This window comes from Nonomuraea sp. NPDC054003, assembly GCF_055585125.1.
Genome location: NZ_JBVJKR010000006.1, coordinates 340306 through 365181, shown reverse-complemented (window position 1 = coordinate 365181; position 24876 = coordinate 340306). Strand labels below are relative to the sequence as shown.

Below are 24876 nucleotides of genomic sequence, written 5' to 3'. Positions count from 1 at the left end.
CCAGCTCCACCTACCTGCGTTGCGTCTGACTTCCCCTTACTTTACGAGAAGTATCGACGGGGGTTGAACACCAGCATCTGCTCGATCTGCCCATCCGTCACGCCCGCCTCACGCAGAGCGGGCAGCACATCATCGTGAATGTGGTCATAGCGCCAGTTGGGAGCGATGACGCCGACCATGTCCCACTCGTTGGGGAAGTAGTCCATGAAGCAGGACGCGTCGTGGCTGAGCACCATCCGGTCGGTGTAGCCGCGCTCGCACAGCGCCGCGATCGTGGCCACGCGCTGCGGCGTCGGGTTGTAGAGGTCGAGCCCGAACCGGTCCATGCCGAGCGTCGCCCCGGTGTCGGCGAGCCGCCGCAAGTAGTCCAGATCGTTACTGTCGCCGGCGTGGCCGACCACCACCTTGGTCAGGTCCACCCCCTCCTTGGCGAACAGGTCGAGCGCGACGATCCCGCTCTGCGCGGGCGAGTTGGTGTGCACGGTGATCGGCGCCCCGGTGCGCACGTGGGCCTGGGCGACGGCGCGGCAGATGCGCTCCACGCCGGGGGTGAGCCCCTTCTCGTCGACCACGCACTTGAGGAAGGCCGCCTTGACCCCGGTGTCGGCGATCCCGTCGGTGAGGTCGCGGACGAAGTCGTCGATCATCGGGTCGGGCATGTCGAGGAGGAGCCCCGGGCCGCGGTGCTCGTACTGGTGAGGCAGCTCCTCGAAGCTGTAGATGCCGGTGGCGACGACGATGTTGAGGTCCGGAACCCCGGCGGCGACCCGCTGGATGCGGGGGATGTACCGGCCGAGCCCCCACACGGTCGGGTCGACGATCGTCCGCACCCCCTTGGCCGCCACCGCGTTCAGCTTGGTGATCGCGTCGGCGACCCGGACCTCCTCGTCCCACCAGGCGCCCCTGCCGTAGTTCTCCAGGTGCTCGGCGGCGGCCACGAAGATGTGTTCGTGCATGAGGGTCTGGCCGAGTTCGGCGACGTCGACCGGGCCTCGGACGGTGCTGACGACGGGCATGGCCACCTCCGTGCCGGCGGATCTTCCCGCGCCACCGTAAGCGGCCCCTGACTCCCCGTCAACCGCCGCCCAGCCGGGGGAAGAGCGGCGCCGGCCGCGGCAGCCGCCCGTCCTCCTCGCGCACCGCCGCGGCCACCCGGCGCGCCGCCGTGGGCAGGAAGGGCTCCAGCTGTACGGCGAGCTCCCGGCAGGCGCGCACCAGCGTCGCCAGGGAGGCGTCGCGCCCGCCGGGATCCTGCTTCCACGGCCGCGTCCGCTCCACGTACTGGTTGGCCTCCTCGACGATCGCCTGCACGGCGGCCGCCGCCCGCCGGAAGTCGAACGCCTCCAGCGCCTCGTGCACCCGCTCCCCCGCGCGGCCGGCCGCCTCCAGCGGCTCCGGCCGGGCGTCGGGCACCCTCCCGTCGCGGAACCTGTGCACCATCGTGACGACCCGGTTGACCAGGTTGCCGGCGCCGTTGGCGAGGTCCTCGTCGGCGCGGGCGATCAGCCGCTCCTCGGTGAAGTCGGCGTCGCCGACGCGCGGCACCTCGCGCAGCAGCCACCACCGCACCGCGTCCACCCCGTACGCGGCCGACAGCGCCACCGGGTCGGCCGTCGCGCCCCCGGACTTGCTGATCTTGCGCCCGCCCGCGGTGACGTAGTCGTGCACGAAGATCCGCGTGGGCAGCGGCAGCCCGGCCGAGAGCAGCATGGCCGGCCAGTACACGGCGTGGAAGCGGATCACGCCCTTGCCCATGAGGTGGAGCCTGCGGGGCTCGCGCTCCCACCAGCGTCCGTAGTCGTCGCCGTCCAGCGCGGTGATGTAGTTGGCCAGCGCGTCCCACCACACGTACACCACCTGGCCGGGGTCGCCGGGCACCGGGATGCCCCAGCCGCGCGAGCGCTCCGCCGACCGCGAGACGCTGATGTCCTCCAGGCCGGACTCCAGGAACGCCAGCACCTCGTTCCTGCGGCTGACCGGCTCGATCGCCGGGGTGCCGCTCCTGATCAGGTCCAGCAGCGGTTCGCGGTAGCGGGACAGCCGGAAGAACCAGTTCTCCTCCGACACCCGCCGCAGCGGTTCCGGGTGCCCCTCAGGGCAGGGTTCCTCCTGGTAGAACGCCTCACAGCCGACGCAGTAGAGCCCTTCGTAGTGCCTGCGGTAGAGGTCGTGCGCGGTCGCCCGCCACAGGCGCTCCACCCCGGCCCGGTGTCCCGGGTGGGAGCTGGTCCGGACGAACGCGTCGAACGACAGGTCCAGCGGCCCGCGCAGGCCCTCGAACGCGGCGGCGTTGCGGTCGACCAGCTCGCGCACCGGCACGCCCGCCGCCTCCGCCGCCAGCACGTTCTTCAGCGAGTTGTCGTCGGTGCCGGTCTGGAACCGCACCGGCTCGCCGCGCCGCCGATGGTGGCGGGCCAGCACGTCGGCCTGCACGATCTCCAGCGCGAACCCGAGATGCGGGCGGGCGTTCACATAGGGAATGGTCGTCGTGATGTACATCGGGTGCCTCCCGGGGACCCCTGACACGACGAGAGGCCCCGCTCGCAGGGCCTCGTGAAGGACGTCGTCCGGTGAACCCCGCTAGGGGGCCGTCATCACCGCGAACGCCGTCATGCCTCCCATCGTACCGATCGGCCCCACGCGTCTCCCGCCATTTTCCGCGTACGAGGAAGCAGGCGTACGAGGAAGCGGGCGGCTCAGGCCCGGCGGCGGCGCAGGGCCCACAGCGCCGTGCCGACGGCGAACATGACCAGCCCGGCCACCACCGACGCCACCGGCAGGGTGGCGGCGAGCAGGAGGCAGAGCGCCAGCCCGAGCACCGGCACCGCCTTCGGCGGCGCGCCCTCGTCGGGGCGCAGGGTCAGGGCGGCGGCGTTCGCGATCGCGTAGTAGACGAGCACCCCGAAGGACGAGAACCCGATCGCCTCCCGCAGGTCGGCGACGAGCACGAGCACCACCACGGCCGCACCCACCGCCAGTTCGGCCCGGCGCGGCGCCTGGTGGACGGGGTCGACGGCGGCGAGCACGCCGGGCAGGTCGCGCTCGCGGGCCATGGCGAGCACCGTGCGCGAGACGCCGAGCAGCAGCGCGAGCAGCGCGCCGAGCGCCGCCACCGCCGCGCCGGCCCGCACCACCGGCTCCAGCCACAGCGCACCGGCCATCTTCACCACGTCCACCAGCGGCTCGGCGGACTGGGCGAGCATCCCCGGCCCGAGCGTGTCCAGCGCGGCCACGGCGACCAGCGCGTACACCACCAGCGTGAGGCCGAGCGCGACGCCGATGGCGCGCGGGATCGTCCGGCCGGGGTCGCGGACCTCCTCCCCCAGCGTGGCGATGCGCGCATACCCGGCGAACGCGAAGAACAGCAGACCGGCCCCCTGGAGCACACCCCACCCGGTCACCTCGGGATCGAGGAACATGCGGAGGCCCGGCGGCTGGTCGTACGCGGGACCGGCGACCAGGTCCGGCAGGAACGCCACCGCCACGACGGCGGCCAGCACCAGCAGCACGAACCCGACCATGATCCGCGCCGCGCCCGCCGACCGCCGCACTCCGAACAGGTTGAGCGCCGTCAGCACGACGACCGCGCCGACGGCCAGCGGCCTGGCCAGGCCGGGCGCGGCGTACGCGCCGAAGGTCAGCGCCATGGCCGCGCAGGAGGCCGTCTTGCCGACGGTGAACCCCCACCCCGCGAGGTAGCCCCAGAAGGGCCCCAGCCTGCGCCGCCCGTACACGTAGGTCCCGCCCGACTCCGGGTGGCGGGCCGCCAGGCGGGCGGAGGAGGTGGCGTTGCAGTAGGCCACGACGGCGGCCAGCCCGAGCGCGGCGAGCAGCCACGACCCGGCGGCCCCGGCCGCCGGCGCGAACACGGCGAACACCCCGGCCCCGACCATCGCGCTCAATCCCACGACGACCGCGTCACCGGTGCCCAGTCGCCTGGCCAGCCCTTCGCCCACGCACCCCTCCCTCACCGTCCGGCGCACTCTGCCGCATCGGACCGGCGCGATCAACCCACGGCGGGAGAACAGCGGCTGAACAGCGTGCTATTCGGCGGGTCTCGGGCCCGGCACGACCAGCACCGGCCGGCCCGCGTGGTGCAGCACCCGGTCCGAGGTGCTGCCGAGCAGCAGCGACCGCACCCCGCCGAGCCCGCGCGTGCCGGTCACGATCAGCTCGGCGTCGAGCTCGTCGGCCACGTCCACGATGGTCGCCCACACGGCCGGCGCGTCCGGCTCACAGCGCGGCCGTGCCTCCAGCCCCGCCGCGCGCGCCCGCTCGGTCCCCTGTCCGGCGAGCTCGGTCATGGCCCGCTGGATCGCCTCCTCCTCGGCGGGCGAGGTGTCCACGACCATCACCAGGCCGGCGGAGGCCCGCGCGGTGGTCATCGCCAGCCGCTCCCACACGGTCAGCACCACGGCGTCCCGGCCGGGGAACATCTTCCCGCAGCACTCGATGGCCGCCTTGGCGTCGTCGGATCCGTCGTACGCGATCAGAATCGTCATGCCCGTCCTCTACCGAAAGGCGGGGCGATTACGCCAGGGCCGGGGCCGTCGAGCGGCGGGCGGGCCGCCCCGGCGTCGACAGGCCGGCCAGCGCCAGCACGCCCAGCTCGGTGATCACCACGGTCCGCTGGATCAGCCCGGCCGGGAAGTCCTCGTTCTCCAGCGGGATGCCGAACATCCGCACCGCGTACGGGATCACGACCATCACCAGCGCGCCCAGGGCCACCATGCTGAGCACCCGCACCCATCCGGCGTACCGGATCCGCGCCCTGGCCAGCAGCAGTCCGGCCAGCGGCATCACCAGGAACGCGACGAAGGCGGCATAGCGGTGGACGGCCCCCGAGAAGGACAGCGGCAGCCCGGGCGCGTCGGTCGGGAAGGCGCCGACCAGGAACATGCTCGCTCCCCACACGGCCAGCAGCGCCACCACCCACCGGTCCGCGCCGGACCGGCGCAGCGCCTCGGCGATCAGGGCCGCGCCCGCCGCGAAGAGAGTCAGCGACAGCGGCAGCAGCCAGCCGGCCGCCTGGAAGGCGTACTCGCTGATGACGGTGTGCATCGGGTCGAGCCCCGCCTCGGCGTGCAGGGCGACCATGGTGCCGGTGCCGGTGCCGATGGCCGTGAATCCGCTGGCAAGCAATCCCTTCATGCTTCCAAGGTCGTGGCACGCGGCCTCGCGGAGTATCGGAGAAGAGCCCCAGCGCTCCCTGGTCGATCCCTTAGTACTTAGGTCGGATCACCCCCTAAGACCCTGCCCTGACCTGCGAGGACCCGACCCTGGGTAGGGCGGGCCCGATCAGGGAGGGTGGGGCGGACGTCAGCGCGGCGCGTCGAAGTAGACGCGGACGACGGTCGCTCCCGCGCGGGTGTGGACCCGGACCAGATCGCTGAGCAGGTTGACGATGAGCAGCCCGCGCGAGCCCGCCACCTGCGGGTCGACCGGCCTGCGCCCGGCCAGCGGGTCGGCGATGTGGCCGGCGTCGCTCACCTCGCAGACCAGGCGGCCGCCCTCGCGCCACACCCGGATGAGACCGGCGCCGCCGCCGTGGTCGAGGCTGTTGGCGCCCAGCTCGGCGACCACCAGGCGGACGTCGTCGAGCCGGTGGCCGCCGAACCCCATCTCGGCCGCCGCGGTGGCGGCGAGGCCGCGGGCGGCGGCCAGGTTGTCGTGGTCGAAGCGGAGCGAGACGAAGTCGTCGGGGTCGGCGAGCGGCCGGTTGTGGCCGTCGACGACGAGCCGCGGGGCGTAGCTGCCGCTCGGCCGCTCGCCGGCGGCGTCGAGCAGCACCGGGTGGGTGAGCTCCGCCTCGCGGAGCACCTCGGCGGTGAGCCCCTCGGCGTCGTACGGGCACAGGATCGTGACGTGGCGGCCCTCGAACGCGAAGTTGATCAGCGCCTCGTGCTGGGCGCACGCGGGATATTCGGTGTCGGTCCGGTCCGGCCAGATCGGCTCGCCGACGATGCGGACGTGGGCGTCGCGGTGGCGGTCGGCGAAGTCGAGCAGCACGCCGGGGATGATGCGGCCGGGGTTGCGGCCCTCCCGGTTCATGTCGAGCATGAGGACGCGGGCGGCGTCGGCGCCCAGCTCCCGCTCCAGCAGCTCCAGCTTGGGACCGGGCACCGCGACGGCGACGGGCTCACCGGCCGCCAGGCCCTCGCGCACGAAGGCCGTGACGGCAGCCGTGTATTCCCGGTCGCCTCTGTAGAAGAGGGCCGGATGTGAGAAGGAGAAGGACTCGGCCAGCATCGTGATTCAAGCTACCCGGAATTGACGACTTCAAGGCACCTCGTTGGGGGTACCCCCTCAGTGTGAAGAGATACCGGGTCGTCCGGCGACCCCGCCAGCCGCGTCCAGCGTTCTCCCTGGATCTGCGCACCCCATCCGGCCGTCAACTCCCGTTCTAGGTTTCCGATCCCTATGCTCGGAGTATGTCGGAATTGCGGATGCGCGCCTCGGACGCGGACCGGGAGCGCATCACCCAGCAGCTGCAGCAGGCGTTCACCGAGGGTCGGCTCGACCAGTTCGAGCTGGAGGAGCGCCTGGAGAGGGCGTTGAGCGCCAAGGTCTACGGAGATCTGGTCGCCCTGGTCGACGACCTGCCCGCGGCGGCGGCCGGGCCGGCGCGCGACGAGGTGACCCTGGAGAGCACGCACGACAGCATCCGGCGCACCGGCGACTGGGCGGTCCCGCGACGGCTGCGGATCGCCTCCAAGCACGGCGCCGTCCACCTCGACTTCACCGAGGCCGTGGTTCCGCACCGGGTGGTCGAGGTCGCGTTCGACCTGAAGTACGGAGCGGCCAAGATCGTGCTGCCGCCGGGCGCGTCGGCGGACATCGACGGGTTCCGCAGCGACTGGGGCAGCACGAGCGTCGCGGACGTGCCGGGCCGCCAGCAGCCCGGCGCCCTTCACCTGGTGATCGTCGGGCAGAGCAAGTACGGCGGCCTGACCGTACGCTATCCGCGCAAGCGCTGGTTCACCCAGTCGTGAAAGGCGGAGATGTGGTGCTCGCTCGGCACCAGCACGCCGCCTGACCGGTAGGCCCGCGAGTACATCCCGGGCTGGGTCCGCTCGCAGGCGTCGAAGTCCTGCTCGTTGACCCGGTGGAACAGCTCGACCGACAGCGACAGGTCGGCTCCCGAGGCCACCACGTCGGGGTGGTAGAGCCAGTCGCACTCCACGACCGTGCGGTCGACGGCCATCGGGAACATCCGGTGCACGATGACGTGGTCGGGCACGAGGTTGACGAACACCTGCGGCTTGACGGTGATCGCGTAGTAGCGCCGGTCCTGCTCGGCGGAGACGTCGGGCAGCTTGCCGAAGCCGGGGCTGCCGTCGACGGTGAAGCCCTGCACGCGCTCGGCGAACTCGGCGCCGTGGCCCACGTAGTACTGGGCGGCGTATCCGCCGGCGAACTCCGGCAGCACGGCCGTGAGCTCGGGGTGGATGGTCGCGCAGTGGTAGCACTCCATGAAGTTCTCGACGATCAGCTTCCAGTTGGCCCGCACGTCGTAGCGGATGCGGCGGCCGAGGGCGAGCTTGTCGGTCTGGTAGTGCTCGATGGCGGCCGGGTCGCCGAGCCGTTCCGTGGCCGCGTGCATCACCGTGTCCTCGAACGAGGGCGGCTGGTCGGCGAGGCAGACCCAGGCGTAGCCGAGCCACTCGCGCAGGGCCACCGGGACCAGGCCGTACTCGACGCGGTCCACGTCGGGCATCTTGACCAGGTTGGGCGCGGCGGCCAGGCGGCCGTCGAGGTCGTAGGCCCAGGCGTGGTACGGGCACTTGAGCGTGCGCTTGACCTCGCCCGTCTCCTCCACGCAGAGCCGGGCGCCGCGGTGCCTGCAGACGTTCAGGAACGCGCGCAGCTCCCCGTCCCGGCCCCGGACCACGATCACGCTCTCCCTGCCGACCTGGACGGTCCTGAACGCCCCGGGTCTGGCGAGTTCGTCCGACCGGAGCGCGCAGAACCACAGGACCTCGAAGATCCTGGCCTGTTCCGCCACGAACAGCGCCGGGTCGGTGTAGGAGCGTCCGGGCAGCGTGGAGATCAGACTCGATGTGCTGGTCAAGGGACACTCCTTGTTGCGTAATACGCACCGAGTTGCTCTATATGCGACATATTCGGGTCGGCCTGAGGGCGTGTCAAGAGGCATCCGGGGCGGCGCGCGCCGGGGCTGGTCACGGCGTTCCACCCCGGCTGGCCACCTGCTGTCACCGTGGTCGTTAGCGCGGTCGTTAGCGCGGTGCAAGCGACCGTCAAGAACGCGCTTCTACTGTCCGTTCGTCCCTGAACCTACGAAAGGCACAACCATGACACCCCCTCGCCGTCGCCTGGCCCTCGCGGTCGCGACGTTCGCGTTCGCAGGTATGACGATCACCGGCTGCGGTGCCCTGAGCCAGGCGGTCGACTGCAACACCGCCGCCGCGGAAGTCACCACGATCATGAACGAGTTCAACACCACGGCCGCGTCGGCCGCGACGGACCCGAAGGCGCTGGAGACCGCGGGCAAGGAGGCCGGCGCCAAGGTGAAGACGCTGGCCGGCAACTACGACGGCGAGGTCGGCGCCGCGCTCAACGACCTCGCCACCGGCCTGGAAGGCATCAAGATCGACGGCTCCGACCCGGCGGGCTCGATGGAGTCGGTCAGCAAGCTGCAGGGCTTCATCACCAAGATCCAGCAGGCCTGCAGCTGACCAGAGAACGGTTCCGGGGGCAGTCGCCGACCGCCCCCGGTCGCGTCACGTAGGGGTGGCCGCGTTGGGAGAGGCGAGCCGGGCGGCTATCGCCCGCTCCCAGGACCCGAGGAAGTCCGCGTAGCCGTCGGCGAACCCGCGCAGCTCGCGGGCCCCCTGCGGGGACAGCGCCGTCAGCTCGTACGTGACCTCGACCGTCGTGCCGCCGTGACCGTCGTCGACGGCGGTGACCGTCACCGTGCCGGCCCGCGAGCCGGGGGTCACCCTCGCGTAGCTGATGCGGTGGCCCTCCTGCCGGTCGGCCACCACCCAGATCGTGCGCTCGCCGTGGGAGTCGGTCTCGAAGACGGTGCCGGGCCGCGAGTCGTCGGGGGCGGGGACGGGGAAGCGGGGCCGCCAGCCCTTGATCCACTCCTCCTCGCCGCGCGGGGTGAACAGGCGCAGCGCCTCCGGCGGCGGCAGCGGGACCGGCACGTGCCCGGTCAGCGTGCAGTGCCCGTCGCTCACCGGTCGACCAGCTTGTGGGCGTCGTCGGCGGTGAGCGTCAGACCGTAGACGGACTTGAGCTGGGCGATCTTGCCGAGGGTCTCGTCGGAGAACGGCGCGCGGCCTTCGAAGGCGTGCAGCGTGATGCCCTCGACCAGGTCGCCGAGTGACATGTCGAGATATTCGGCCAGCCCCTTGAGGACCTTCAACAGGTTCTTCTCCACTCTCAGGCCGGTCTGCGTCCGCTCGGTTGGTACCACGGTAACAAGATAACACCCTCAGGCGCGGCCGGCCGCTTCCGCGTACGCCCGGTCGAATCCGGCGAGCACCGTGGGCCAGGAGCCCGCCGCGGGCGGGTTGGCCCGGTTGTGGCGGGTGATCCGCTCCCGCAGCCCGGGGTCCTCGCAGAGCCGCGCCACGGCCTCGGCGACCGCGCCCGGATCGCGGCCGAGCAGGCCCTCCGTGCCGTGCTCGACGAAGTCGGCCACCCCGCTCTGCGTCCGCGCGACCACCGGCAGCCCGGCGGTCCTGGCCTCCAGCGCGGCGATGCCGAACGACTCGCGCGGCGCCGGCGCCACGAACACGTCGGCCGACTCCAGCACCTTCGCGATGCGCTCCCTGCTGTAGCGGCCGGGCAGCGACACCCACCCGCTCATGCCGTGCCTGGCCAGATAGCGCTCCATGGCCGGCCTGGCCGGGCCGTCGCCGACCACCGTGGCGCGCAGCGGGATCGCCGCGGGCACCCGCGCCCTCGCCTTCTCCAGGATCCGCAGCAGGCCCACCGGCTGCTTGCGCGGGGCCAGCCGGCCGACCGCCACCACGTGAACCTCGTCACGCGGCTCGGGCCCGCCGCCTCCGGGAAAGAGCCGCCAGCCGGACAGGTCGAGGCCGTTGGACACCACCCGCACCGGCACCCCAGGCCCGGCCACCCGGCGGATCGGCACCGCCGCCGCGTTGCTGACCGTGGTGGCCACCAGTCCCCACCGCTGCCACCCGTACACGAGCCCCAGGAGGCGGTACAGGGCCCGCGTGACGGGGTCCCACATGCTGTGGACGGTCACCACGCACGGCAGCCCGCGGCGCACCGCGGCGCGCACCCCCATCCACGCGAACGGCGAGACCGCCCCCATGTGCACGTGCACCACGTCGGGCCTGGACAGCGCCAGCCGTCTGGTGAGATGGCTCACCCCGCGCGGGTGGACCGGCAGGTCGAACGGCATCCTGGCGGCGACGCGGTGCACCCCGTCGAGCGGCTCCCCCCGGGTGGCGGTGGCCACCTCGACGGCGTGGCCGGACTCGCGCTGCATCCGCACGAGATCGGCGACCTGCACCTCGATGCCCCCGAGCCGCGGGAGGTAACAGTCGCTCACGTGAAAGATCCGCACCTCTCCCAGACTAATCTGGGGCCTGTGCCTCCACGTACCGCAGTCTTCTTCCACGCCCACCCCGACGACGAGGCCCTGCTGACGGCGGGCACGATGGCGATGCTGGCGGCCGAGGGGCACCGCGTGGTGCTCGTGGTGGCCACCGCCGGCGAGCGCGGCCTGGCCGACATGGATCCCGGCGAGGCGCTCGGCGAGACCCGGATGAAAGAGCTCTACCAGTCGGCCGCGGTGCTCGGCTGCGCCCGCGTGGAGTGCCTGGGCTACGGCGACTCGGGGCTGAGCCCGCAGGGCGGCGTCGCCGACGAGCGCCCCGACAACGCGTTCATCGACGCCGACACCGAGAAGGCCGCCGGCGCGCTCGCCGCGATCCTCCGCGAGGAGGAGGCCGACCTGCTCACCATCTACGACCCCGCCGGCGGCTACGGCCACCCCGACCACGTGCAGGTCCACCGGGTAGGCAGGCGGGCGGCGGAGATCGCCGGCACGCCGATCGTCCTGGAGGCCACGGTCAACCGCGACCCGCTGCTGCGGCTGCTGCGGATGGCGGGCAAGGTCTACCGGTTCCCGCCGGAGTTCGACGTGCGCACCTTCGAGAGCGCCTACTCGGCCGGCGAGACCATCACCCACCGGGTCAACGTGCGCCGCTACGCGCGGCAGAAGCGGGCCGCGATGGCCGCGCACGTGTCGCAGGCCTCCGGCGGCGACAGCGACCGCACGCTCGCCGTGATGCTCAAGGTGCCTGGCCCGCTCTACCGCCTGGTCTTCGGCACCGAGTGGTACGTCCGGCGCGACCTGCCGCCGGGCACCCGGGTGCGTCATCCCTTCGACCCGGGGCCGAAATAGTCCCCCAGATGGACCCGGCCACGCCGCGCAGCCGCCAGACTGGGAGCCGATGAAGAACAAGTGGCTGCAGATCACGCTGTCCGCCCTCTCGCTGGGCCTGGCAGTGGTGCTCGTGGTCTACCTGCCGCAGATCGTGCACACCCTGACCGGCAAGCACGTCTCGTGGCGGGAGATCTGGGCCGTCTTCGGCTCGCTCGGCGCCGGCACCATCGCGCTGATGACCGGGCTGTGGCTGCTCAGCCTGCTGGCGTACACGTTCGTGCTGACGGGATCCCTGCCGGGGCTGGGGCGCCTGCAGGCGCTCACGCTCAACGCGGCGGGCAGCGCGGTGAGCAACCTGCTGCCGTTCGGCGGCGCCGCCGGGGTCGCGCTGACGTTCGCGATGGCCAGGGGGTGGGGCTTCCACAGCCGCTCGATCGTGGTCATGACGCTGGTCAGCGGCGTGTGGAACACCCTGTTCAGGTTCGTCCTGCCGGCCGTCGGCATCATCGCGCTGCTGATCGCGGGCCGGGTGCCCAACCCGACGGTGGCCAACGCGGGCTGGGCGGGCGCGGTGTCGATCCTGGTCCTCGTCACGGTGGTGGCCGTGGCGCTCTACTGGGACCGCGCCGCGGCCGTGCTGGGCCGGGGCCTCGACTCCCTCGTACGGCTGATCCGGCTGCGGGTGCGGCCGTCGGAGGCGTTCCACCGGCTGCGGGCCGACACCGCGGACGTCATCAGGACCCGGTGGCCGCCGTTGACCGCGGGCATGGTCGCGTTCCTGGTCCTGCAGGGGGCGATCATGGTGGCCTGCCTCGTCGCCACCGGCGCCTATCCGGGCCCGGCCGAGTCGATCGCGGTCTTCGCGCTGTCGCGGGTGCTGACGACCGCGCTGATCACGCCCAGCGGGGCGGGCATCATGGAGGCGGGCGTGGTGGTGCTGCTCACCAGCGCGTTCGGCGTGCCGCTCGCTCCCGCGACGGCCGCCGCACTGCTTTTCGGCTTCTGGACTTACACTATCGAGATCCCGTTCGGTGGCCTCGCGCTCGGGGCGTGGGCGCTTCTGCGTAGGCGCGACAGGCGTGGCGCCGCCGCGGAGCCCCCGTCCACGATCTCGAAGGCCCCCAGGTGACGATCAGAAACATAACGCTCGATTATCAACCCCGGGCCTTGTGCGTGATTCGGAAGCCCGCATAGCGTGGCGGCTGAAATGGTGGCGTTCCGAGTTCTGGGGCCAGTCGAGGCGTACGCACACGACGACGAACTCGACCTCGGCGGGTTGCGGCAGCGGGCCGTCCTCGCCCGGCTCCTCGTGGCCAGGGGTCAGGTCGTGCCCGTTGACACCCTGCTCTACGACCTGTGGGACGACGACACGGCCAAGGGCGCCCAGTCCGGCCTGCAGGTCTACATCTCGCGGCTGCGCCGCGTGCTGGAGCCCGGCCGCCCGCGCGGCGGGCCCAACCGGCTGCTGGTGACGGTGGCCTCCGGCTACGCGTTGCGGGTGGCGCCCGACCAGGTCGACGCGCTGCGGTTCGAGCAGCTCGTGCGCGCGGCGGGCGAGCACCTGGAGGAGGGCGACCCCCAGTCGGCGCGCGGCCGCCTGGAGAAGTCGCTCGGCCTGTGGCGCGGCACCCCCTATTCCGACTTCGCCGACCAGACGTGGGCCGAGGCCGAGGTCAACCGGCTCGCCGAGCTGCGGCTGGTGGCCCGCGAGCGGCACGCCGACACCGGCCTGCGCCTGGGCCTGCCCTCCGAGACCGTGCCCGACCTGGAGGCGCTGACCACCGAACACCCGCTGCGCGAGGAGGGCTGGCGGCTGCTGGCGCTCGGCCTCTACCGCTGCGGCAGGCAGGGCGACGCGCTGGCCGCGCTGCGCAGGGCGCGCGGCATCCTCGCCGACGAGCTCGGCATCGACCCCGGCCCGGCGCTGCGCAAGCTGGAGTCCGACATCCTGGCCCAGTCGCCCGAGCTCGACCTGACCCCGCCGCCGCGCCCGTCCAGGCCGGTCCCGGCGGCCGACACCTGGCCGCCCCGCCCGGCCACGCCCGTCGAGCCGCCGCCGCTGGAGCCTGAGCCGTTCGTCGGCCGCGACGCCGAGCTGTCCAGGCTGACCACGGCCGCCGCCCGCACCGGCCGCTTCCAGGTGGCGATCGTCACCGGCGTCGCCGGCGCCGGCAAGACCACGCTGCTCCGCCAGCTCCAGGGCAGGCTCACCGCCGACGGCTGGATGACCTCGTCGGGCGCCTGCCCCGACTCCAGCGCCACCCCGCCCGGCTGGGCCTGGGTGGAGATCCTGCGCACGCTGGTCCGCGTGACCGGCGCGGGCGAGTACGCCCAGTTACTCGCGCCGCTGCTCGACGACGCCGCCCCCGACCCCGACGACGACGAGGTGTCGGGCGGCTTCCGGCTGCACCGCGCCGTCGGCGGCTACCTGGCGGGCGTGGCGAGCCGCTCGCCCGTCCTGCTCACGCTGGAGGACCTCCACTGGGCCGACGACCAGACGCTCGCGCTGCTGCGCGCGCTGCCCAGCCTGCTGGCCACCAGCCGGGTGCTGCTCGTGGTCACCTGCCGCGAGAGCGAGCTCGACGACAACCAGGCCGACGTGCTCGCCGCCCTGGCCCGGCTCGGGCCGCTGCGGGTGAGCCTGTCCGGGCTCGACCCGAAGGCCGTGGCGCAGCTCGTGCGCGCCACCTGCGTGCGCGAGATCGAGGACGACGCGGTCGAGTCGATCGTGGAGCGCACCGCGGGCAACCCGTTCTTCGTGCGCGAGACCGTACGCCTGCTCGACGCCGAGGGCGCGGCCGACCGGGCCAGCGCGGCGGAGGTGCTGTCGCAGGTGCCGTCCGGGGTGCGCGACGTGCTGCGGCGGCGCATCTCCCGGCTGCCCGCCGGGGCGCAGCAGATCCTGCTGCAGGCCGCGGTGATCGGCCGCGACGTGGACGTGGACGTGCTGGTCGACGTGGCCGGCGACGAGGACGCGGTGGTCGAGGCGGTCGAGGCCGCGCTGCTGGCGGGGCTGGTGACCGAGCCGGGTCCCGGCATGCTCCGGTTCGACCACGACCTGGTGCGCGACACGATCTACTCCGACGCCTCGCGGCTGCGCCGCACCCGGCTGCACGCCGCCGTGGCGGCGGTGATCGAGCGGCGCGCCCCGTCCGACGTGGCGGCGCTGGCCCATCACTACTACCTGGCCGACGCCGCCGACAAGGCGGTCCACTACGCCGGGCTGGCGGCCGAGCAGGCCGAGCGGCGCTTCGCCCACCGCGAGGCGGCCACGCTGTGGGAGCAGGCCACCGCCGCGTTCGACCGCACCGGCGGCGACACCAAGCAGCGCCTGCAGCTCATGCTCCGCCGCATCAAGGCGCTGGCGCTATGCGGCGACATGACGGCGGCCCGGGTGCTGCGGCGCGAGGCGATGGACGCCGCGCTGCCGCTCGGCGACCTGGAGCTGACGGCCCGGGTGGCCGCGTCGCTGGCGGTGCCGCACAAGGGCATGGCCCGCGACTTCACCCGCACCGCCTGGGAGATCGTCGACATCACCGAGCGGGCGCTGTCGGAGCTGCCGGAGGGCGAGCAGTCGCTGCGCGCCAGCCTGCTCACCACGCTGGCGCTGGAGCTGGAGGGCTCCTCCTCGCCCGAGCGGGGCCGCCAGGCGTCGCTGGAGGCGCTGGAGGTGGCCCGGCAGAGCGGCGACCCGGCGCTGATCGCGGTCGCGCTGAGCGCGCGGCTGCGGCAGTCCTACGACATCCCCGCGGTCGACACCCGCGAGAGCATCGGCCGTGAGCTGCTGCAGGTCGCCCAGCGTTCGGGGCAGATCGCCACCCAGGCGCTGGCCCACCTGGTGCTGCTGGAGTGCGCGGCCGCGCGGGGCGAGTTCGCGGCGGCCGACGAGCACGCCGCCGCCGCCGACCAGCTCGCCCGCCAGTACGACCTGCCGGCCCCCGCCGCGGTGCACGCGTGGTACGTCGGGCTGCGGCGCATGATCGCCGGCGACTACCCGGCGGCCGAGCACGCCTACCGCGACGCGGCCCGGCTGACCGCCAGGGCGGGCATGCTGGAGGGCCGCCAGGACCTGCCGCTGATCACCGCGTTCTGCCTCCACCTGGTCGACGGGCGGGCCGCCGAGATGGTCGACCTGCTGGCCGAGGCCCACCAGCGCGGCGCCAAGTGGACCCTCGACGCCTACGCGCTGGCGCTGGCCTCGGCGGGTCACCTGGCCGACGCCAAGGCCGTCGCCGCGGTGCGCCCGCCGGTGCGGCCCGACTTCCTGTACGAGCTCGCCATGACGTGGCGGGCGCTGGCCGGGATGCTCCTCGACGACCGGGAGCGGATGGTCGACTGCTACGACAAGCTCAAGCCGTTCGCCGACCGGGTCGCGGGCGCCGGCACCGGCGTGGTGGCGCTGTGGCCGGTGGCGCTGACGCTCGGCGACCTGGCGATCCGGGTGGGCCAGCCCGAGGCCGCCCGCGACCACTACCTCAAGGCGCTGGAGGTGGCCAGGCGGGTGGGCGTGCCGCGATGGGTGGAGGCGGCGCAGCGCTCGGTCAGCAACTCACCTGGAAACGGTCGCTCTTGACGGTCTTGGCGCCCTCGACGGCCAGCTCGACGCGATACCAGCCGGGGTTGCCGGAGACCGTGGCCTCCCACTCGGCAGTGCCGCGCGCCCCGGCGAAGCCGGAGTAGTCGACGAAGTAGGTCCGCCAGGTCTTGGCCGACGGGCTCCAGCGGGCCAGCTTCCAGCTGTAGGAGACGGTCCGGCCCGGGTCCGGGTTGACCAGGAGGGTGCGGGCCACGTACGGCTTCAGGCAGCCCGGCCCGGCGGGCAGCGCGCTGACGGTGACGGTGCCGGCGGCGAGCGCCCGCGCGGTGAGGGCTGTGGTGACCGGTGTCTTCTCGGCCGACAGGCTCACGGCGGCCGGCGCGGGGGCCTGGGCGGAGCTCGCGATACCGTAGGCCGACAGGCCCGCGTACGCGGCGGTGAAGGCCAGGGCCGCCACCACGAACTTGGCCGCGTTCGCCGTACCACTGGCCAGCACCGCTCCGCTTCTCGTCGCCATGGTCACCACCTCTTTCGCTCACCCTCAGGTCTACTGGGAGGTGGTTGACCACGACTTGCAGCCCGATATGGCAGTCGTTTGCAAGGTGAAATAAGGTAAGCCTGACCTAACGATTGGGGGTGTGGAGTTCGCCATGAGGCACCTCCCGCTCGCGATGCCGGCGCCGACGGACCCGTTCTGGCTGGGCCTGCCCTACTGGCTGGTGGGCGTCATCCTGATGATCGCCCTTTTCGTGGTGTTCCAGGTCTACTACTGGGCCGGCCGCCGGCTGGGCGAGAAGCTGTACGAGTCCCGCGTCGGCGAGCGGATGGGCCGGGAGCGGATCGCCAGGATCGAGCGGACGGTCGAGAAGTGGGGGGCTCTCGCCGTCTACGGCTGTTTCTGGGTGCCCATGCTGCGTCACACGCTGCCGTGGGTGGCGGGGGCGCTGCGGGTGTCCTATCCCTGGTACGTGGTGGCCAGCGCGCTCGGGTGCATGACCTGGGCGCCGCTGTGGTGGTTCGGCGGCATGGTCGCGCTGTGGGCGTGGCTGCGGCTCGCCTACCAGTCGCCGATCACGGCCGCGCTGGTGGCGGTGGCCGTCGTGGCGGCTGTGGCGGTCTATGTCGCCCGGCGGCGCAAGAAAAGGGCGCAGCGGGAGGAAACACTCCCGGCCTGACCGTCCCGGCATGTTTCACCGAATCCGCGCCCTCTTGATGTCAACATGGTGCGCATGCGCTTCGCTGCTCTCGCCTGTTCCACCATGCTCGCCTTCACCGTGGGGGTCTCCGCCGCGCCGCCGGCCGTCGCGGCCCCCGCCGTGGCCGCCAGGCACGCTTACGTGGTCGACTCCCACGGAACGGTCCACTTCGGCAAGCGCGAGACCGCCCGGGTGCCGGTGGCCAGCCTGGTCAAGGTGATGACCGCGTACGTGGTGCTGCGCGAGGCGAAGCTGACCGACGTCGTCACCGTCACCGCCGCCGACGTCCGCTACGCCGCCAAGGGCGGCGCGGCGACGGCGGGCCTGCGCGCGGGCGAGCGGCTCACGGTCCGGGACCTGCTGTACGCGCTCATGCTGCCGTCCGGCGCCGACGCGGCCAACGCGCTGGCCCGCACCTACGGGCCGGGCAAGCCCGCCTTCGTCGCCAAGATGAACTCCGCCGCCCGCAGGATGGGGCTCGGCGACACCCGCTACACCAACGCCGACGGCATGCCCACCCCGCGCGACGGCGGCTACTCGACCGCCGTCGACCAGGCGAGGCTGGCGCAGTACGCGCTCGACATCCCGGTCTTCAAGACGGTCGTGAGCCGCCCGACGCACAAGGTGACCAAGACGGCTCTGCACCAGGCGCACACCTGGACCAACACGAACAAGCTGCTCGGCCGGGCCGACGGCGCGATCGGCGTCAAGACCGGCTACACCCGCAAGGCCGGGTTCTGCCTGCTGTTCGCGGCGGAGCAACGCGGCACGCGGGTGGTCGGCGTGCTGCTCGGCGACAGCGACGAGCGCCGGTTCAAGACCGCCGAGCGGTTGCTGGAGCACGCCGCCGGGGAGATCGTCATCGGCTGAGGCTCAGCACTGCACGACCGGGTCGAGGCGGTCGGCGGTCCGGCGCAGGCTGTGCGCCAGACGGACCCTGACCCGGGCCCGGTCGCGATGCGGCAGCACCGGCGCGTCCGGCAGCGCCGCATGCGCCGACTCCCGGTGTCCCATCGCGGTCCGGTACGCGAGGACCTGCATGGCATCCATGGAACCCTCCTTCTTAATCCATTAAGACCTTAATCGATTAAGAGGTGGTCGGCAAGAGATCCGCTACGGTGGGAAGATGGCCAGGGTCACGCTGCAGACGATCGCCGATCGGCTGGGCGTGTCCAGGGCGACCGTGTCCTACGCCTTCTCCCGGCCCGACCAGCTCAGCGACGACCTGCGGCGGCGCATCCTCCAGGTCGCCGACGAGCTGGGCTACGCCGGCCCCAACGCGGCAGCGCGCTCGCTGCGCCTGGGCCGGGCCGGCGCGGTGGGCCTGCTGTTCAGCGAGACCCTCGCCTACGCCTTCGCCGACCCGTACGCGCTCGGGTTCTTCCAGGGGCTGGCCACCGCCGCCGAGGAGGCCGGGGTCGGACTGCTCATCCTGCCGCTCCCGCGCGGCGAGAAACGCCCGCCGCCGGTGCGGGACGCGGTGGTCGACGCGTTCTGCGTGGTGTCACTGCCCGACGGCCACCCGGCGCTGGCGGAGGTGCTGGCCCGCAGGCTGCCCACGGTGGTGGTCGACGAGCCGTACGTGCCCGGTCACCCGTTCCTGGGCATCGACGAGCCGGCCGCCGGGGCGCAGGCCGCGCGTCACCTCGTCGAGCTGGGCCACCGGCGCGTCGGCGTGGCCATGGTCGGCCTGCACGACGACGGGCGGACGGGCTGGGCCGACCCCGGCCGCCAGCGCGGCGCCGTGTTCGAGGCGATGCGAGGGCGGCGCTCCGGCTACGAGGCGGCCTGCGTGTCAGCCGGCGTCGACTGGGCGTCCGTGCCGTTCTACGAGCTGAGCAGGAACTCGCGGGCGGCCGGCAGGGAGGCCGGCCACGCGCTGCTCGGGCGCACGCCGCGGCCGACGGCCATCCTTACCAACACCGACGTGCTGGCGCTCGGCATCCTCGACGCCGCCGCCGACCTGGGGCTCGACGTCCCCCGCGACCTGTCGGTGGTGGGGTTCTCCGACAGCGCCGCCGAGGAGGCCGGGCTGACCACGATCCGGCAGGCGAAGCAGGAGATCGGGGCAGCGGCCGGGCGGCTGCTGCTGGAGCCGCCTGACGAGCCCGAGCGGCTGCTGTTCCCGCACGAGCTGATCGTCCGCGCCTCGACAGCGCCGCCGCGTCCGTAGTCCTTCGGACGAGACGCTCCCCTCCCTAGTCAAGTGGCGTAAACGGCAGGTTTTCAGCTCATTACACATGATTGACCTTTGTTGTGCGGTACGCGTAGTTTCGGTGATCGAAGTGCCAGATCCGCGAGCCTGCGAGGGAGACGTGTGGTGACTCCTCCGCTCCCTGAAGGGAGCGGCTTCTCGCTAAGCCGCTTCCGCAGCCTGGCGAAGGGCAAGCCCTGCCCTCAAAATGTTGATCGCCGCGTTCACGTCGGCGTGCGCGGCATGCCCGCACGACACGCACCGGAACTCGGCCTGGGTGACGCGGTTCGCCTTCGCGCAGTGCCCGCAACACGAGCACGTGCGGGAGGTGCCGGCGGGGTTCACCGCGATCAGCTCTCGACCGGCGCTTTCAGCCTTGTGCGACAGGATCGTCAGGAACACCCCCCAACCCGCGTCCAGGAGCGATCGGTTGAGGCCGGACTTCTGGGCGACATTCCGGCCGGGCTGCTCACGGGTGCCGGACGCGCTGCGGGTCATGTTCGTGATCCGCAGGTCTTCGTGCACGATCACGTCGTAGGCGCGGACCAGCGCGTTCGCGGCCTTGTGCGCGTGGTCCAGGCGCTGCCTGCGCACTTTGGCGTGCAGCGCAGCGACGCGCGCCACCGCCTTGCGCCGCCGCCAGGAGCCCTGTTTCTTGCGTGCCAGGTCGCGCTGCGCGTCCGCGAGACGGCCGGCAGTGGCGGCCAGGTGACGCGGGTTCGCCACCTCGCCGCCGTCGGAGGTGGTGACGAGCGAGGCCACACCCATGTCGATCCCTGCGGCCGCACCCGTGGCGGGCAGCGGGCCGGCGGGTACGTCGTCGCACGACAGGACCACAACCCAGCGGGAGCTCTGGCGCTTGACGCTGATGGTCTTGACCCGGCCTTTCACGGGCCGGTGCCGGTGGACGCGGACGTGCCCGATGCCCTGCAAGCGGACGTAGGTGGCGGTGGGGTGTCCGGGCTGGGAGTCCCACCGGCAGCCGTCGCCGTCCTTCGGCCACTCGACGGTGTCGAACCAGCCGCGCCCTTTGAAACGCGGGTAGCCCGGGGTGCGTCCGGCCTTGACGCGGTCGAAGAACGCGCGGAACGCCTTGTCGAGGCGTCGCAGGGTGGCCTGCTGGGAGGAGAACGACCAGCGGCCCTGCCCATCCAGGTCATCGCCCCGGATGTGTTTCAGCTCGGCGGACTGGTCGCCGTAGCGGACGCTCACGCCCGCCTTGGCGTAGGCGGTGCGGCGGTGCTCCAGGGCGGCGTTGTAGAGCTGCCGGTGGTCCTCCAGACATGCGGTGAGAGCGATCTCCTGGTGGCGGGTGGGGCGCAGCAGGAACTTGAACGACCTGCGCACACCCCACCTCCTGTCACATTCGGTAACGACAACGCCACAATATCGGCTGGCGCCGACAAACCCGGAAGGACATCCGTGATGCGCAGACCTGACAGGTCAGGGCACGCTCGGGCCTTGGCGGCCCTCCCGCTCCCGATTCCCCCGTTGCCTGAAGGCAACGGTCCCCTCGGGAGGCTCTGATGGGGACCACAGGCGTGGCGATCGTCGGATGCGGAAACATCGCCCAGAGGTACGCCGCCGACCTGGCCTCCTACCCCGAGATCGAGCTCCGCGGCGTGCAGGACGTCGACCCCGCGCGGGCCGGGACCCTCGCCGCCGCGCACGGCGTCCGCGCGTACGCGACGATGGACGAGCTGCTGGCCGACCCCGGCGTCGACATCGTGGTCAACCTGACCGCGCACAAGGCCCACTACGAGGTCATCCGCCGCGCCCTGGAGGCGGGCCGGCACGTGCACAGCGAGAAGCCGCTCGCGCTGCGCTACGAGGAGGCGGCCGAGCTGGTGACGCTGGCCGGCGAGCGCGGGCTGCGGCTCGGCGGCGCGCCCGCCACGTTCCTCGGCGAGTCCCAGCAGACGGCGCTCAAGCTGCTGCGCGAGGAGGCGATCGGCCGCGTCCGGCTGGTCTACGCGGAGGTGAACTGGGGCCGGATCGAGGTGTGGCACCCGGAGCCGGTCGGCTTCTACGAGGTGGGGGCGCTGTTCGACGTGGGCGTCTACCCGCTCACGATCGCCACGGCCGCGCTCGGCCCGGCCCGCCGGGTGACCGCGTTCGCCTCCACCCTGCACCCCCAGCGGACCCGCCTCGACGGCCTCCCGTTCACCCTCACCACGCCCGACTACGTGGTGGCCAACATCGAGTTCGAGGGCGGCGTGCTGCTCCGGCTGACCTGCGACTTCTACGTCGACCAGCGCAACACCCACCAGAAGGGCATGGAGTTCCACGGCGACGGCGGATCGCTGCTGCTGCGCGGCTGGCACGACTTCGACGCGCCGCTGGAGATCGCCGCCTTCCGCGAGGAGCCCCGGCCGGTGAAGCCGCTGCGGGAGCCGTACGCGGGCGTCGAATGGGGCCGGGCCGTACGCGACCTCGCCGCCGCGATCCGCGAGCGGCGGCCGCACCGCGCCACCGGTCAGCAGGCCGCGCACGTGGTGGAGATCCTCTGCGCCGCGCGCGCCTCGTACGAGAAGGGCGGGACTGTCGAGCTGGTCAGCTCGTTCGAACCGCCCGCGCCGATGAGCTGGGCCGAATGACGGGTAGGCCCTCCCCGTAGGCGGCGCACGAGGGGGGACACGATGCCGATCAAGGGGCCGATCAAGGTCACGGTGTGGGGCGAGAACCGTCACGAGCAGCGCGAGGAGGAGGTACGGCGGCGCTACCCCGACGGGATGCACGGGGCGATCGCGGCGGGGCTGACCGAGCACCTGGGCTCCAGGGTCCGCGTCCGCACCGCCGTCCTGGACGACCCCGAGCACGGGCTGTCGGACAAGGAGCTCGCCGAGACCGACGTGCTGACCTGGTGGGGGCACATGGCCCACGAGGACGTCGCCGACGAGGTGGTCGAGCGGGTGCGGTCGCGGGTGCTCGGCGGCATGGGGCTGCTGGTGCTCCACTCCGGCCACTACTCGAAGCTCTTCCGCTCCCTGATGGGCACCACGTGCAGCCTCAACTGGCGCGACGCCGGAGAGCGCGAGCTGGTGTGGACCGTGGCCCCCGGCCATCCGATCGCCGAGGGGGTGCCGCGGCCGATCGTCATCGGCGAGCACGAGACGTACGGCGAGCCGTTCGGTGTGCCCGAGCCTGACGAGCTGGTGTTCATCAGCTCGTTCGGCGGCGGCGAGGCGTTCCGCAGCGGCTGCTGCTACCGGCGGGGGCTGGGCCGGATCTTCTACTTCAGCCCCGGCGACCAGAACTACCCCGTCTACCACCATCCCGACGTGCGCCGCGTGCTGGCCAACGCCGTGCTGTGGGCGGCCCCGCCGGCGGGCGTCGGCGAGCCGCTGGACAACGCGCACACGCCGGTCCGGTGGTAGGAGCGCTTACCGGACTTTCCACCGCCGGTCAGGAAAGAGAAAAACGCCGCTAGACCGTTCCAGTAAAAAACGGTAAAGCCCATGATCAGCGACTTTACCGGTGAGTTGATCAGCCTCTTGACGGGCTGAATCCGATCATGAAAAGCTCTGGTCGCGCGCAGCATCGGCACTCGTCAAGGGGTCGGCATGACTTATTTATCCCGCGTCCGCGCCATCGACAATTCCATTATTCAACTAGAAGTCGAGGACAACGACAAAGAACTGCTGCACGTCTGGTGCGGCCATGTGCGTTACAACCCGAAATACGGGAGCCGCGACACGACGGCCGATGTCTGGGCCCTCGAACTCGCGCCCCTCACCTCCCTCGGCTCGGCCGTGCAGGCGGTCGGCGGCAGGGAGCGTGAGCGCCTGTCCGTGGCGGGCGGCGAGCTCGTCATCCACGACTGCAAGGACCCCCAGGACGCCCGCTGGGCCGCCTGGCTCGGCCCTTGGCACATGGTGCACGGCATGTTCTACGCCCCGGAATGGGAGACGAAGGACATCATCGACACCTTCGCCCGGGTCGCGTGGACCGACACCCCCGAAGGCATGACCGCCGACGCCGGGCAGCGCTTCCAGCTGTCCATGGCCATGTACACGCAGACCATCGCCGGGGTCGGGTCGCTGCTCGTCGAGCCCAAGCAGACCAGCTCCAAGCGGATCCCGGCCTGGCGCGGCTACGAGACGAGCGCGGGCGAGATCTGGCGGGACGACGACGAGTCCAACACCCACGCGCAGCCTCTGATCATGGTCACCGACACCGCCGTGGTCACCCTGTCCCCGTGGGACGCCCCGCGGCAGGACCGGCCCGGCGTCTCCGTGCGTTCCCTGGGCGTGGCGGCCGAGGACGCCGCCGCCACCTTCCTCACGAAGATCAAGCGCCTCGAGTGGACCGCGTAGGTGGAGCCCGCCACCGCCGCGATCATCGTCCTCGCCGTCCTGGTCGGGCTGCTCTTCGCGGCCGGGGCGGGTCTCTACCGCCGGGTCCGCGAGCTGGAGCTGGCCACCTACGAGGGCGTCGGCGTCCGCTTCACCTCCGGGCAGCACGAGCAGGCACGCTCGGCCATCACCAGGCCCGACGGCACGACGCTGGTCGTGAAGATCAACAGACAGTGCTCCATCTGCGACGACGTCCTCGTCGCCGTGGCCAAACTGGCTCCCGAACTCCCTGAGGACCACTCCTTCGCGGTGGTGTCCGACGACCCGGGCTTCGGCAAGAGCCTCCCCGAGACGGTACGGGTGATCAAGGACCCCGAGATGTGGCGGTCGATCACCGTCCCGTACGCACCCGCCCTCCTCGTCGTCGGCCCTGACGGGCTGGTCGTGTTCTCGACCCCGGTCGGGTCCGGCGAGGCGCTGGTGGACGTCGTGGAACGAGCGTTGGAGAAACGAAGGGAAGCACAGCCGTGACCATCTCGGACGAGAAGAGTTCGATCCTCGACCAGATACCGAGCGCGAACCGGGAGCCCGTGGACGCGGTCCCGTCCCGGGTCGCCGCGACCAAGCCGCGTCCGAGCCGCCGGGGCGTGTTCGGCCTCGCCCTCGGCGTGGCGACGGCGGCCGGGCTCGGCGCCCTCGACCTGCTGCCCGGCTCCCGCCCGCGCAGCGCCGCCGCCGCCGTCTACAAGACCGTCTGGGACACCTGCAAGGGATTCATCAACGCGTCGTCGGTGTGCGTGCCGTCCTCGGCCTACTACGGCTCCGACAACTGCACGGGCTCCTGGCACCGCGACGACGGCTACTCGGGCACCTGCGTCAGCATCAACTACACCTCGTACGCCGACTCGTGCGCCGGCCGCAACGCCTGGCGCTGGACCGGCGGCAGCACGACCAGCAAGCGGCGCAAGTGCTCCGACGGCTACCGCTACGTGGTGGCCTGCGGCGCCAGCGGCTCCGGCCAGTTCTCGATCTGCAGGACCACGATCTGAGTGAGTGACAACACGTCGGCCTCCCTCCGCCTGCTCTGGCCCGGCTTCGGGCTCATCGCGGCGGGGGAGGCGGCCGTGCTCGCGGCCCTGACCTCGGCAGGGGCGCTCGGCGCGGGCACGACCGGCTTCGTCTGGCTGGTCGCCGCCCTGGTCGCCGGGTTCTCGCTGTCGGGCTCCGTTTGAAGCCTCAACAGCGCCTGGGTGCTGTCCTCG

General features: G+C 72.3%; 27 protein-coding genes. 14 read left to right on the top strand and 13 right to left on the bottom strand.

Annotated elements, in window-relative coordinates; genetic code table 11:
* Positions 1–41 precede the first annotated feature (41 nt).
* The 6 genes from ACZ6YG_RS18225 to ACZ6YG_RS18200 all read right to left on the bottom strand — a co-directional run bounded on the left by ACZ6YG_RS18225 (position 42) and on the right by ACZ6YG_RS18200 (position 6249).
* Positions 42–1016 (bottom strand): phosphotriesterase family protein, encoded by a 975-nt coding sequence (locus ACZ6YG_RS18225; protein WP_466018630.1) that lies wholly within the window; start codon positions 1014–1016, stop codon positions 42–44.
* Between the two features lie 58 nt (positions 1017–1074).
* Complete coding sequence (locus ACZ6YG_RS18220; protein ID WP_466018629.1) at positions 1075–2499, bottom strand: methionine--tRNA ligase; 1425 nt, start codon at positions 2497–2499, stop codon at positions 1075–1077.
* 197 nt (positions 2500–2696) lie between these two features.
* Entirely contained in the window at positions 2697–3956 is a 1260-nt protein-coding gene (locus ACZ6YG_RS18215; RefSeq protein WP_466018628.1) for an APC family permease, read from the bottom strand.
* A gap of 87 nt (positions 3957–4043) precedes the next feature.
* Complete coding sequence (locus ACZ6YG_RS18210; RefSeq protein WP_148029680.1) at positions 4044–4502, bottom strand: universal stress protein; 459 nt, start codon at positions 4500–4502, stop codon at positions 4044–4046.
* A 28-nt stretch (positions 4503–4530) separates the two neighbouring features.
* On the bottom strand, positions 4531–5151 hold the full coding sequence (locus tag ACZ6YG_RS18205) for a DUF998 domain-containing protein (protein WP_397198723.1): 621 nt from the start codon (positions 5149–5151) through the stop codon (positions 4531–4533).
* Positions 5152–5319: 168 nt separating this feature from the next.
* Positions 5320–6249, bottom strand: a complete 930-nt coding sequence (locus ACZ6YG_RS18200; protein ID WP_271277632.1) for an anti-sigma factor RsbA family regulatory protein — start codon at positions 6247–6249, stop codon at positions 5320–5322.
* A gap of 182 nt (positions 6250–6431) precedes the next feature.
* Between ACZ6YG_RS18200 and ACZ6YG_RS18195 the strand changes: the two genes are divergently transcribed.
* Positions 6432–6992, top strand: a complete 561-nt coding sequence (locus ACZ6YG_RS18195; protein ID WP_246639423.1) for a DUF1707 SHOCT-like domain-containing protein — start codon at positions 6432–6434, stop codon at positions 6990–6992.
* Here the strand turns inward: ACZ6YG_RS18195 and ACZ6YG_RS18190 are convergent.
* Positions 6959–8071, bottom strand: a complete 1113-nt coding sequence (locus ACZ6YG_RS18190) for an aromatic ring-hydroxylating oxygenase subunit alpha (protein ID WP_261808350.1) — start codon at positions 8069–8071, stop codon at positions 6959–6961. The two genes, ACZ6YG_RS18195 and ACZ6YG_RS18190, sit on opposite strands and share 34 nt — an antisense overlap.
* Positions 8072–8312: 241 nt before the next feature.
* Between ACZ6YG_RS18190 and ACZ6YG_RS18185 the strand changes: the two genes are divergently transcribed.
* Positions 8313–8696 carry a hypothetical protein gene (locus ACZ6YG_RS18185; RefSeq protein ID WP_148029677.1) on the top strand — a complete coding sequence of 128 codons (384 nt, stop codon included), beginning with the start codon at positions 8313–8315 and terminating at the stop codon, positions 8694–8696.
* Positions 8697–8741: 45 nt separating this feature from the next.
* Here ACZ6YG_RS18185 and ACZ6YG_RS18180 read toward each other — a convergent pair whose 3' ends face one another.
* Genes ACZ6YG_RS18180 through ACZ6YG_RS18170 form a run of 3 tightly spaced genes read right to left on the bottom strand, consistent with a single transcriptional unit; the run spans position 8742 to position 10567 of the window.
* Positions 8742–9203: an SRPBCC family protein gene (locus ACZ6YG_RS18180; protein ID WP_148029676.1), complete on the bottom strand. Its 462-nt coding sequence runs from the start codon at positions 9201–9203 to the stop codon at positions 8742–8744.
* On the bottom strand, positions 9200–9442 hold the full coding sequence (locus tag ACZ6YG_RS18175) for a hypothetical protein (protein ID WP_148029675.1): 243 nt from the start codon (positions 9440–9442) through the stop codon (positions 9200–9202). Before ACZ6YG_RS18175 ends, ACZ6YG_RS18180 begins: the two co-directional genes overlap by 4 nt.
* A gap of 18 nt (positions 9443–9460) precedes the next feature.
* On the bottom strand, positions 9461–10567 hold the full coding sequence (locus ACZ6YG_RS18170) for a glycosyltransferase family 4 protein (RefSeq protein ID WP_466018627.1): 1107 nt from the start codon (positions 10565–10567) through the stop codon (positions 9461–9463).
* A gap of 24 nt (positions 10568–10591) precedes the next feature.
* Between ACZ6YG_RS18170 and ACZ6YG_RS18165 the strand changes: the two genes are divergently transcribed.
* From ACZ6YG_RS18165 to ACZ6YG_RS18155, 3 genes are all read left to right on the top strand, one after another.
* Complete coding sequence (locus tag ACZ6YG_RS18165; RefSeq protein WP_148029674.1) at positions 10592–11410, top strand: PIG-L deacetylase family protein; 819 nt, start codon at positions 10592–10594, stop codon at positions 11408–11410.
* Between the two features lie 49 nt (positions 11411–11459).
* Positions 11460–12521, top strand: a complete 1062-nt coding sequence (locus ACZ6YG_RS18160) for a lysylphosphatidylglycerol synthase domain-containing protein (protein WP_148029673.1) — start codon at positions 11460–11462, stop codon at positions 12519–12521.
* 78 nt (positions 12522–12599) lie between these two features.
* On the top strand, positions 12600–15965 hold the full coding sequence (locus tag ACZ6YG_RS18155; protein ID WP_148029672.1) for a BTAD domain-containing putative transcriptional regulator: 3366 nt from the start codon (positions 12600–12602) through the stop codon (positions 15963–15965).
* On the opposite strand, the gene ACZ6YG_RS18150 is transcribed toward ACZ6YG_RS18155, so the two are convergent.
* The gene (locus tag ACZ6YG_RS18150; RefSeq protein WP_466018626.1) at positions 15934–16446 is read right to left on the bottom strand and encodes a hypothetical protein; all 513 of its coding nucleotides are present in this window, start codon (positions 16444–16446) and stop codon (positions 15934–15936) included. The genes ACZ6YG_RS18155 and ACZ6YG_RS18150 overlap by 32 nt on opposite strands.
* Positions 16447–16579: 133 nt before the next feature.
* On the opposite strand from ACZ6YG_RS18150, the gene ACZ6YG_RS18145 reads away from it, so the two are divergent.
* On the top strand, positions 16580–17104 hold the full coding sequence (locus ACZ6YG_RS18145; RefSeq protein ID WP_148029670.1) for a DedA family protein: 525 nt from the start codon (positions 16580–16582) through the stop codon (positions 17102–17104).
* 54 nt (positions 17105–17158) lie between these two features.
* Positions 17159–17995 carry a D-alanyl-D-alanine carboxypeptidase family protein gene (locus tag ACZ6YG_RS18140; RefSeq protein ID WP_246639422.1) on the top strand — a complete coding sequence of 279 codons (837 nt, stop codon included), beginning with the start codon at positions 17159–17161 and terminating at the stop codon, positions 17993–17995.
* A 3-nt stretch (positions 17996–17998) separates the two neighbouring features.
* Here ACZ6YG_RS18140 and ACZ6YG_RS18135 read toward each other — a convergent pair whose 3' ends face one another.
* Entirely contained in the window at positions 17999–18175 is a 177-nt protein-coding gene (locus ACZ6YG_RS18135) for a hypothetical protein (RefSeq protein ID WP_187280980.1), read from the bottom strand.
* A gap of 76 nt (positions 18176–18251) precedes the next feature.
* Between ACZ6YG_RS18135 and ACZ6YG_RS18130 the strand changes: the two genes are divergently transcribed.
* Positions 18252–19298 carry a LacI family DNA-binding transcriptional regulator gene (locus ACZ6YG_RS18130; RefSeq protein ID WP_148029669.1) on the top strand — a complete coding sequence of 349 codons (1047 nt, stop codon included), beginning with the start codon at positions 18252–18254 and terminating at the stop codon, positions 19296–19298.
* Positions 19299–19481: 183 nt separating this feature from the next.
* Here the strand turns inward: ACZ6YG_RS18130 and ACZ6YG_RS18125 are convergent, their stop codons facing one another.
* Positions 19482–20666, bottom strand: coding sequence for an RNA-guided endonuclease InsQ/TnpB family protein (locus ACZ6YG_RS18125; protein ID WP_466018625.1), 1185 nt, complete (start codon positions 20664–20666; stop codon positions 19482–19484).
* A 179-nt stretch (positions 20667–20845) separates the two neighbouring features.
* Here ACZ6YG_RS18125 and ACZ6YG_RS18120 point away from each other — a divergent pair, with 179 nt between their 5' ends.
* From ACZ6YG_RS18120 to ACZ6YG_RS18095, 6 genes are all read left to right on the top strand, one after another.
* Positions 20846–21916 (top strand): Gfo/Idh/MocA family protein, encoded by a 1071-nt coding sequence (locus ACZ6YG_RS18120; protein ID WP_271277636.1) that lies wholly within the window; start codon positions 20846–20848, stop codon positions 21914–21916.
* A 42-nt stretch (positions 21917–21958) separates the two neighbouring features.
* Entirely contained in the window at positions 21959–22696 is a 738-nt protein-coding gene (locus ACZ6YG_RS18115; protein ID WP_271277637.1) for a ThuA domain-containing protein, read from the top strand.
* A gap of 186 nt (positions 22697–22882) precedes the next feature.
* Positions 22883–23635, top strand: coding sequence for a hypothetical protein (locus ACZ6YG_RS18110; RefSeq protein WP_148029666.1), 753 nt, complete (start codon positions 22883–22885; stop codon positions 23633–23635).
* Entirely contained in the window at positions 23636–24145 is a 510-nt protein-coding gene (locus ACZ6YG_RS18105) for a hypothetical protein (RefSeq protein ID WP_148029665.1), read from the top strand.
* Positions 24142–24663: a hypothetical protein gene (locus tag ACZ6YG_RS18100; RefSeq protein WP_148029664.1), complete on the top strand. Its 522-nt coding sequence runs from the start codon at positions 24142–24144 to the stop codon at positions 24661–24663. The genes ACZ6YG_RS18105 and ACZ6YG_RS18100 overlap by 4 nt, the downstream gene beginning before the upstream one ends.
* Entirely contained in the window at positions 24664–24846 is a 183-nt protein-coding gene (locus tag ACZ6YG_RS18095) for a hypothetical protein (protein ID WP_148029663.1), read from the top strand.
* Positions 24847–24876: the final 30 nt, after the last annotated feature.